Source organism: Pedobacter sp. 01T416_2, from assembly GCF_056398925.1.
In genome coordinates, this window is record NZ_JBFTQI010000196.1 from 1 (window position 1) to 8,374 (window position 8,374).

Annotated in this window: 9 protein-coding genes and 1 riboswitch; of the genes, 5 read left to right on the forward strand and 4 right to left on the reverse strand. The window is 38.7% G+C overall.

Annotated elements, in window-relative coordinates:
* The first annotated feature begins 236 nt into the window (after positions 1-236).
* Positions 237-746: a GNAT family N-acetyltransferase gene (locus AC1DPQ_RS10495; RefSeq protein WP_477609159.1), complete on the forward strand. Its 510-nt coding sequence runs from the start codon at positions 237-239 to the stop codon at positions 744-746.
* 214 nt (positions 747-960) lie between these two features.
* Here the strand turns inward: AC1DPQ_RS10495 and AC1DPQ_RS10500 are convergent, their stop codons facing one another.
* From AC1DPQ_RS10500 to AC1DPQ_RS10515, 4 genes are all read right to left on the reverse strand, one after another.
* Positions 961-1,467 carry a GNAT family N-acetyltransferase gene (locus AC1DPQ_RS10500; RefSeq protein ID WP_477582723.1) on the reverse strand — a complete coding sequence of 169 codons (507 nt, stop codon included), beginning with the start codon at positions 1,465-1,467 and terminating at the stop codon, positions 961-963.
* Between the two features lie 104 nt (positions 1,468-1,571).
* Positions 1,572-2,168 carry a short chain dehydrogenase gene (locus AC1DPQ_RS10505; protein WP_477582725.1) on the reverse strand — a complete coding sequence of 199 codons (597 nt, stop codon included), beginning with the start codon at positions 2,166-2,168 and terminating at the stop codon, positions 1,572-1,574.
* A gap of 208 nt (positions 2,169-2,376) precedes the next feature.
* Entirely contained in the window at positions 2,377-3,510 is a 1,134-nt protein-coding gene (locus AC1DPQ_RS10510) for a histidine decarboxylase (protein ID WP_477609161.1), read from the reverse strand.
* 150 nt (positions 3,511-3,660) lie between these two features.
* Positions 3,661-5,268, reverse strand: coding sequence for a S41 family peptidase (locus tag AC1DPQ_RS10515; protein WP_477609163.1), 1,608 nt, complete (start codon positions 5,266-5,268; stop codon positions 3,661-3,663).
* Positions 5,269-5,458: 190 nt separating this feature from the next.
* Here AC1DPQ_RS10515 and murQ point away from each other — a divergent pair, with 190 nt between their 5' ends.
* The 4 genes from murQ to AC1DPQ_RS10535 form a co-directional block, all read left to right on the forward strand.
* On the forward strand, positions 5,459-6,262 hold the full coding sequence (gene murQ / locus AC1DPQ_RS10520; protein ID WP_131028100.1) for an N-acetylmuramic acid 6-phosphate etherase: 804 nt from the start codon (positions 5,459-5,461) through the stop codon (positions 6,260-6,262).
* Between the two features lie 168 nt (positions 6,263-6,430).
* Positions 6,431-6,997, forward strand: coding sequence for a hypothetical protein (locus tag AC1DPQ_RS10525; RefSeq protein ID WP_057931446.1), 567 nt, complete (start codon positions 6,431-6,433; stop codon positions 6,995-6,997).
* A 38-nt stretch (positions 6,998-7,035) separates the two neighbouring features.
* Entirely contained in the window at positions 7,036-7,779 is a 744-nt protein-coding gene (locus AC1DPQ_RS10530) for a Bax inhibitor-1/YccA family protein (RefSeq protein WP_215129941.1), read from the forward strand.
* A 113-nt stretch (positions 7,780-7,892) separates the two neighbouring features.
* A riboswitch (SAM riboswitch) is annotated at positions 7,893-7,997 on the forward strand.
* A 133-nt stretch (positions 7,998-8,130) separates the two neighbouring features.
* On the forward strand, positions 8,131-8,374 hold a 244-nt coding region (locus tag AC1DPQ_RS10535), incomplete at its 3' end, for a homocysteine S-methyltransferase family protein (RefSeq protein ID WP_477609166.1).

Consider the following 8,374-nt stretch of genomic DNA (forward strand, 5'->3'; position numbering starts at 1 on the left):
CCAATGTTATTTAAAACAGGGCTGCATTCCATAGCGAAAGCAGCCCKGTTTTTGTTTTTGCTATTCATGTCATTCTGAACGCAGTGAAGAATCTGTTTGTTATTAAGTTTTTGTTCGTCGGGATTTGAAATCCCGTCGCACTGTTCTGTGGATTTGAAATCCACGAAAGTCTAAACTCCAAAGACGGAATTGCAAATCCCGACTAACGGGATAAAAAATACCCTTACCTTTGTTTCATGCAATTACAAGTACAAAACAGCCTGGCAGCCGACATCGATGTCATTTTCAAGTTTTRTGATATGGCTATTGCTCACCAGAAGAAAGTGTTTAACAAACACTGGCAAGGCTTTAGTAGAGAAATGGTGCAAGCCGAAATTGATGAAAACCGCCAATATAAAATTCTTGTAGATGGCGTGGTAGCCTGTGTATTTGCCATTACGTTTAACGATCAGTTAATTTGGGGAGAACGGGATCATGATGCGATTTATATCCACAGGATCGTAACCCATCCCGAATTTAGAGGTTATTCTTTTGTGAAGGAAATTATCAAATGGGCTAAGGATTACGCCGCAAAGAATAACATTAAGTTTATCAGAATGGACACCTGGGCGGATAATGAAAAACTACTCGAATATTATACAGACTGTGGCTTTGATTATGTTGGGGTAGTAAGCATGGAAAAAACTGATGGACTACCGAAACACTATCAGGGAATTAGTTTGAGCTTGTTTGAAATCGTATTGTAAATTATAAAACGGTCGTCATGCTGAACTTGTTTTATTGGTAGTCTTTATGATTTTAAAGGCCTAATAGCCACTTCGTGGTCAGCATCTTTTTAGTATCGTCCTCGTTTGCAACGAGGATGAATGAAATACACATTTGTAATATGTTTAAATCACTTAAGCCGATGCAATCGGCATAATCGTACATCCTCGTTGCAAACGAGGACGATGGGTTAAATCATTTCAATTCAATTTTCCAGCTTAACATATCATCAACTTCTCCAATATGGATAAAGTTGTTTTTTTCTAAAATGGAATACGAGGCCACATTATCTTTTGTAGTGGCGGCAAAAACGGATTTCACTTTTGGCTGCGCTTTAGCCCATTCTATTAATCGGCCAACTGCTTCCGTCATAAAACCCTTACCTCTAAATTCTTCGTAAGTACCATAACCAATTTCAATTTCGCCATTTGGATCAGGCTCACCAACAAAACAGATATCGCCTACCATTCTATGATCGCGTTTAGATATGATTGTCCATAAGGTATGGTACAGATAATCTTTATCCTTATCAAAAACGTTAGGTAAAATCGTTTCCTCCAAAGCATCATGAAGCGAAGGAGAAATGTTTTTTTTGGTTGGCAAAAGGCCAAACTCTTCTTCAAGTGAATGATCATCTTTAATGTATTTTAAAAGTTGATCGTGTGTTAATGGTCTTAAAATGAGGCGTTCTGTTTCTATCATGCTTGAGTTTGTTAGATAGACCAATATAAAGCTTTGGGTTTTGAATAACCAAAATTTTAGAACAAGCTTTTGTTAAAAAAAATGTCTTAAAATGCCGAGTGTAATTAATAAACCTTTATTACCTGTCCTGTTACAATGCCCAGTACACTTTTTTCGTAAGCTTTAACTACTTTCTCCATACTAACCGGAATTTCGCCAGGAAAAGAATCGAAATAAGCAGGCGAATCTTCAACCACGTTGGGGCTGACGGCATTTATACGAACCCCATTTTCAAGTTCTGGAGCAGCAGCGAGAACAAAAGAATTTAATCCTCCATTTATTGCGCTTAGTACGGCGCCTGCTGCAACGGGATGATCAGCCAATATGCCCGAAGTTAGCGTAAATGAGCCACCTTTATTAATGTAATGCTGACCGATAAGCACAAGGTTAACCTGGCCCAATAGTTTGTCTAGTAAGCCGCTCTTAAATACCTCACCCGTCATCTGGCTTACTGGCGCAAAAGGGCCTTTTCCGCTCGTACTGATCAAAGCATCGAATGGCCCAATCTGCTTAAACATGGCTTTAATCGATGCTTCATTGGTAATATCTACCCGAACATCGCCTTTGGTATTTCCTACGCGGATGATCTCATGTTTTTGTGCAAAAGCTTCAGCTACTTTTTTGCCCAACGTGCCTGTCGCGCCTACAATTATTATTTTCATAGCGTATTATGTTAACATAAAAAGGTACATATAATCCCGCAAATTTCGCAGAAGAGCGCTGATTTGTAATTTTACGCTGCGTTAATCTGTGTGATCAGCGGGAAATTGATAGCCATAGTACAATTACTTATCACTAGGTGTGTTTAATGTGTAATACTAGTTTAGCGTCGTTATTAAACATCAAGGCCGTTAAAATGTTTGTATCGCGTCAATCCTGCAACACAATTTCTGCTTTTAGGTCGGTAATCAGAAGATCGATATGCGCTTGCGTTACGTTGGGCATGCAGATGATATGCGAATTTCCCTGCTCAGCTGCCAGTTGCCATTTTTTACAAATTGTAGCAGATGGGGTAGGGAAGTTTACGGTTATAGCATTCACGTTTCGCCATGCAGCAATACCCAGCGCCTTAAGTTTTTGCTCGGTATAAGCTGCAGTTGCTAAACTGTGCATGGCCCTGGTTTTTAAACCTGTTATACCCAAACGTTTAATGGTGTGCCATAAAAATAAGGGGCTATGGCCATTTCTAGATCCGGTAATGGTGGTATCAACACTTCCGATGTAAGCCACCGAACGGGCAATCCGATCACGGTTTGATTTTTTGGCAATCACCACACCGCAAGGCATCGGCGAGCCAAAAAACTTGTGACCGCTAATGGCGATGCTGTCTGCACCATCTTCAAAGTCGAATGCTGGTCTGGGTTCAATCAATGCACTGTAGGTGCCAGAAAGTGCAGCATCGGCATGGATATAATAATGTTGGATAGCCAGTTTTTTTAAGATGCTTTTAATTTTGGCCACATCATCACGGGCCTCGGTCATGGTGGTGCCAATATTCGCCATAATGATAACAGGCATGTGGCGGTTCATCCTAATGGTGTGTTCAAGGTCTTCGTAATCGATTTCTCCATTTTCCTGGGTACGGATGACGATGTTTGACATGTTGAGTAAGTGCAGGTTCTTTTGTACACTATAATGTGTAGCTTCAGAGTAATAAACCATTCCTTTTGGATGTAATTCGCGGGCAAGGTACAAGCCATAAAGATTTCCTTCTGAACCGCCATTGGTTACATAACCCCACCAGTTATCTGCAGGCGCTCGGAAAAGTTCAGCAAAAAACTGGACTACTTCTTTTTCGAGTTCACGTGAGCCTACGGCATAGGTTGAAGTAACAAAAGGATCACCCAGGTTGTTCATCGGATATTTTAAAAAATCTGAAAGTGTCTGATAATCGAAGTCCTTTGAAACGGGATAACCTAAGAATAAATCGGTCTGTTTCTTAACGTTCTCTAATAGATCATTTAATACCTGTTGATCTTTTTCCTTTAATTTGCTCGCTTCCATAAGATATGATTTGCTGGCAAAATTAATAAAACAAAATATAGTATTATTATTTGTGATTAATTAAGAACATTATGCTGAAATATTCTATTTTTGTAAAATTAAAATTCTTTTTAGCGCCTAGATTGAGGTGCCATGAAATATAAAATATGGCTATTGAAGGTTAAGTAGCGCTTGTCTTACGGCGTTGTCGGTTTGGTTTGCAGCCTTGTAATAACCTACGTCGCCTAGATAATAACGGCAAAGCAAAGCTTTTAAATCATTCAAGATCACATTTTTCGAATTATACAATTGAAAACGGTCTATCGCTACATTTTTGCGTTGAAGATACCCGATAAAGTCTTTAAAGTCGTTATCATTTATAGTAAAGATATTGATATTCTGCTCAACAAAACTGGCACTATACTTATTGGTAAGTACATTAAATACATAATCAGAAAGCACTTTTTTGCTCACTAAATTGCTGTARAACTTATTGTAGCCACTTGTGTCTAATTTTACAAATACATCTGGCTGGATACCGCCAATCGGTTTAACTTTTCTGTTGGGCTGAATATTTACGCCTTCTGTTTTCTCAATAGAATCTTGAAAAGAGGTCCGGTCTCCGGTAAGCTCTCCGTCCATCATACGCTCGTCTAATTCATGTTTGTAGGCGTCGTAACCTTTTTTATACGATTTTTGGATACTGCGACCAGATGGTGTGTAATATCTAGCGATGGTTAAGTTCAATGCAGAACCGTCGCCAAAAGCAAACTGCTCTTGTACCAAACCTTTGCCAAAAGAACGGCGGCCAACAATAATTCCGCGTCCCAGATCCTGGATGGCTCCAGCTACAATTTCGCTGGCCGAAGCGGTATTTTCATTAATCAGGATAGCCAGTTTGCCATTTTGAAAAGCGCCAGTGCCCGTAGAAAAATAATCGGTACGTGGCTCATGTTTACCCTGTGTATATACAATAAGTTTGTTCTCGGCTAAAAACTGATCGGCCAAACCTGTAGCAGCAGTAAAATAACCACCTCCATTGTCACGCAAATCAAGAATCAGTTTTTTCATGCCCCTTGCTTTCAGGTTATTGGCTGCAACAGAAAAGTCGTTATCGGTATTAGCGCCAAACTTGCTGATCCGTACATAACCTGTTTCGTTATTGATCATATAAGCTGCATCAATACTGCTGATGTTTACTTTGCCTCGTGTAACCATAATGCGGTTACTTTGCGGTGTGCCTGGATGTAAAAGCACCACGCTAACACCTGTTCCAGATCTGCCTTTAAAACGGCCCGTAAGTTGGTCTTTTGGTAAATTTCTTCCACTTACAACTGCCGTATCGATACTTAGGATTTTATCGCCCAATTTTATCCCCGCCTGGTAAGCTGGGCCATCTTTAACCACGCCGGTAACCATCATGGTATCGTTAAGCATATAATATTCTATGCCCACACCCTCAAAGTTCCCTTCCAGGTTATCGGTCATATCCTGCGCATCGGTTGGTGGCAGGTAAACACTATGTGGATCGAGTTGGTGCAGAACGCTATCTATGGGTAAGTTTTGAAGCGAATCGGTATTGATATCATCAACATAATTACCGTTGATGATGTGTAAGATCTCATTTAATTTCTCATCGCTGTTGTTGGCGAGTTGAGGGCTCTTTTTAACGCCAAAACCTTGATCTTTAATAAATTTTATGCCCAAAAACATACCCACTATTAAAATTACAGAATAGCTTGCAGCGATCAGTACGTTATTTCGGGTGTTTTTTTTCATCAGCGTTACTGCAAATTTATGAAAATTAGCGAGTTGATATATTTTTTAACTGCATTTTCATGTCTTTTGTTTATAATATTTAACATTAATTAACGCGATGGAACAATAGGTTGAAATTTATGACAGATATTTTTAGGTTTTTACGGTAGTTTTTAGAAAGAATTTACCGAATTTTATCAAAATTAAATTTATGAATAGAGTTACCGAGCAAGAATCTAACTATAACCACATCGATCAGATGTCGGTGTTAGAAGTTTTGCAGGGCATTAATAACGAAGATAAAACTGTAGCATTTGCAGTTGAAAAATCTTTGCCTCAGATCGAAAAATTAACATCGGCAGTGGCCGAGCGAATGAAAAAAGGTGGCCGTCTCTTTTATATAGGTGCGGGTACCAGTGGTCGTTTAGGTGTAGTAGACGCATCAGAATGCCCACCTACATACGGTGTTCCTTTTGATTGGGTTGTTGGAATTATTGCCGGTGGAGATACAGCCATTAGAAGAGCGGTAGAATTTGCTGAAGATGACGCCGAACAAGCCTGGAAAGATCTTCAGGAATTTGAAATTAACGAGAAAGATTGTTTGGTTGGTCTGGCAGCGTCAGGTACTACGCCATATGTAATCGGCGGATTAAACACGGCACGTAAGCATGGTATTTTAACAGGTTGCATCGTTTGTAATACCGGCGGACCTATTGCTGCAGAATCGGATTTTCCGGTTGAAGTGGTGGTTGGCCCTGAGTTTGTAACCGGCTCTACCCGTATGAAATCTGGTACGGCTCAAAAAATGGTGTTAAACATGTTAAGCACTACCGTTATGGTTCAGTTGGGGCGTGTAGTTGGCAATAAAATGGTCGATATGCAGTTAACCAACCATAAACTGGTAGACCGCGGTACACAAATGGTGGCCGATGAACTAAATATAGGTTACGATGAAGCAGCTGAGTTGTTAACCCGTTACGGAAGTGTACGTAAAGCAGTTGAAGCAGGACACTAAGAAATGAGAGAAGGATAGAAGGATTGAATGAAAATGAATTAGTGAATGAAAGAATGATTGAAGGATAGGATGTAGAAACGATCTTAACATTCACTCATTCAAAACTCAATCATTCAATAACTTATCTAGTCACTCATTCAAAATTCAATTATTCAATAATTAAAGTATATGCACGAAATTGAGCCTTATTACCAGTGGAGAGATGATTATATTTCGGCAGAAGATGAGCGTTCGCCATTTTACAATACCGAATATTCAGAACTTTACTTCGATAAGCAGATTTACAATTTTTTACTGCACCCGCAATGGGACGAGTTTGGTTCGAATACCTTATACATGAAGGTGTTATACGCCGATTATGATCGCAGTTATGCCGTTATAGAATTTATAGGAGAATGGAACGATGCCATTAACAACGATATTATGCTGCTGAAACGCGATATTTTAGAGCTGATGATGGATGAAGGCATTAATAAATTTATCCTGATCGGTGAAAATATACTGAATTTTCATGCCTCTGATGACAGTTATTACGAAGAGTGGTTTCAGGAAGTAGAAGATGGCTGGATTGTTGGAGTTAATTTTCAGGAACACGTAATCACCGAGTTTCGCGATAATAACATCGATTATTACATTAACTTTGGCGGTGCATTTGACAATCTGCCATGGCGCACATTAAAACCTTTACAGTTCTTTAAAAAAGTTGAAGAATTGCTGACAAAAAGATTAAACTAAATATTTATTTTTATATAGTTAAATACACAAAATTTAAAATGGAACAACAAAATTATCAATATCAAAAAGACAGTGTTTTTGTACAGGAAAGATCTGTTTCTAAAAAATTCTTTGCAAACGTTTTCTTGTGGATGTTCGTGGCATTGTTATTATCTACGCTTTCTGCCTTTTATATTTCTAACAGTGAAAGTGCATTAAGATCGTTAATCGATTTTGAAACCGGCAGAAGAACTGCTTTAGGTTACGTAGCCATGTTTGCACCACTTGGATTAGTTTTATTAATGGGCGCGGGTTTTAACAAATTATCTTATGGTGCACTATTAGGCGTTTTTGTGCTTTTCTCTATTTTATTAGGAGTAAGTTTAAGCTTTATTCTCTTAATTTATACCGGGGCGTCTATAATTACCTGTTTCGCTGCGGCTGCGGGTATTTTCGGTATTATGGCATTTATGGGCTATACCACTAATATTGATCTCAGTAAGTTCGGCCCTATCTTAATGGTAGGTGTTGCGGGATTATTTATTGCGAGCATTCTTAACATGTTTATTAAAAGCGAACAATTTAGCCTGATTATGGCTTTTGTAGGTATTGCGGTATTTACTGCGTTAACGGCTTATGATGTGCAGAAAATTAAAAGAATTGGGATGGGAATTCAGGAGAGTGGAGAAGCAATTCCAGAAGCAGACACTAAAAAACTGGCAATAATGGCTGCTTTGAATTTATATTTAGATTTCATCAATATCTTCCTTTTCTTACTTCGTATTTTCGGAAGCAGAAAATAGTCATTAACAGAACAATATTCTTAAGGCCGTGCAGAATTGCATGGCCTTTGTAATTTTATTTGGTAGCAAAGCGATAAATTTTGGAATTGATGTTGCTTTGTTGCATTTTTGTATGCTTATTAAGAAAGACGGAGGGATTAGACCCAACGAAGTCTTAGCAACCTGTAACCATACAAGGTGCTAAATTCTATTCTGCAAATAGCGGAAACAGATAAGTTTAGGATTACGATTCACGTACCAACTTTTTAAATAAGCCTTTTAGAGACTTGAGACCATAGATTTGAGATTTGAGACATTGTGTCTTATCCACTCTCATATCTGATATCTCATATCTCAAATCTTACAACAAGAATGAGCATAAGAGAAGAATTAGAAAAACGTATTTTGGTGATTGATGGTGCAATGGGTACCATGATTCAGCGATATACCTTAACCGAAGAAGATTTTAGAGGGGAGCGATTTAAAAACCATCCCTGTGATGTAAAAGGCAATAATGATTTGCTCAACATCACACGTCCGGATATTATTAAAACAATACACCTGGAGTACCTGGCCGCTGGTGCCGATATTATCGAAACCAATACGTTCAGTACAC